Source organism: Microbacterium sp. HSID17254 (genome assembly GCF_003989315.1).
Classification (GTDB): Bacteria; Actinomycetota; Actinomycetes; order Actinomycetales; family Microbacteriaceae; genus Microbacterium.
The window spans coordinates 1-768 of the sequence record NZ_RBLT01000191.1; the positions used below are offsets into that span (position 1 = coordinate 1).

General features: G+C 76.2%; 1 protein-coding gene. It reads left to right on the plus strand.

The window, feature by feature from the left end; translation table 11 throughout:
- Positions 1-323: 323 nt before the first annotated feature.
- A partial coding sequence (locus D8M34_RS18525; RefSeq protein ID WP_126894740.1) for an MBL fold metallo-hydrolase occupies positions 324-768 on the plus strand: 445 nt, incomplete at its 3' end.

Here is a 768-nt window from a genome sequence, read left to right on the forward strand (position 1 = left end):
CACCGGGACCCGCTGGTCCGATCCGGCGCCTCGGCCGCGGTGCGGCGCGGAGCATCCTGCCCGGGCCGTCGCCCCGCGGTCCAGCCCGCCATGCTCGGCCCCTCCTCCGCCGCCCCGCCCCCAGGCCGACCTCTGATCACCGGACGCGGGGACGGTAGCGCGGATCGGGCGACCGACCCGGTGCGAGCATGACCCGCCCTCGCGTGGACTGGGCGGCAGCTGTCGACTCCCGGTGTCGGTCCGGACACGCGGGGTGATGACGTGACCCCCGGGGAGGGTGCCGCGGGCCGGGCCGCGTGGGCGCGGTCGTCTATCGTCGGGAGGTGACCGTCGCTCCCACCGTGACCGATGACGACCCGGACGGCGACTGGACCGCGCCGGGCGTGTTCCGCAGCGCCCCGGGCGTCTACCGGATCCCGCTGCCGCTGCCCCAGGACGGGCTGCGCGCCGTGAACGTCTACGCACTCGCCGACGACACCGGCTGGACCCTGATCGACTCCGGCTGGGCGATCGACGAGGCCCGCGACCTGCTCGGCAAGGCACTGGCCGCGCTGGGCTCCGGTTTCGGCGACGTCCGCCGCTTCCTGGTCACCCATGCCCACCGCGACCACTACACCCTGGCCGCGGTGCTGCGCCGCGAGTACGGCACCCGGGTTCTGCTCGGTGCGGGGGAGCGGCCCAACCTGCAGGTCATCACCGATCCCGACCGCCCGCAGGGCGAGCCCGACCGGACCCGGCTGCTGCGTGCCGGTGCCGCCGGCCTCGTCG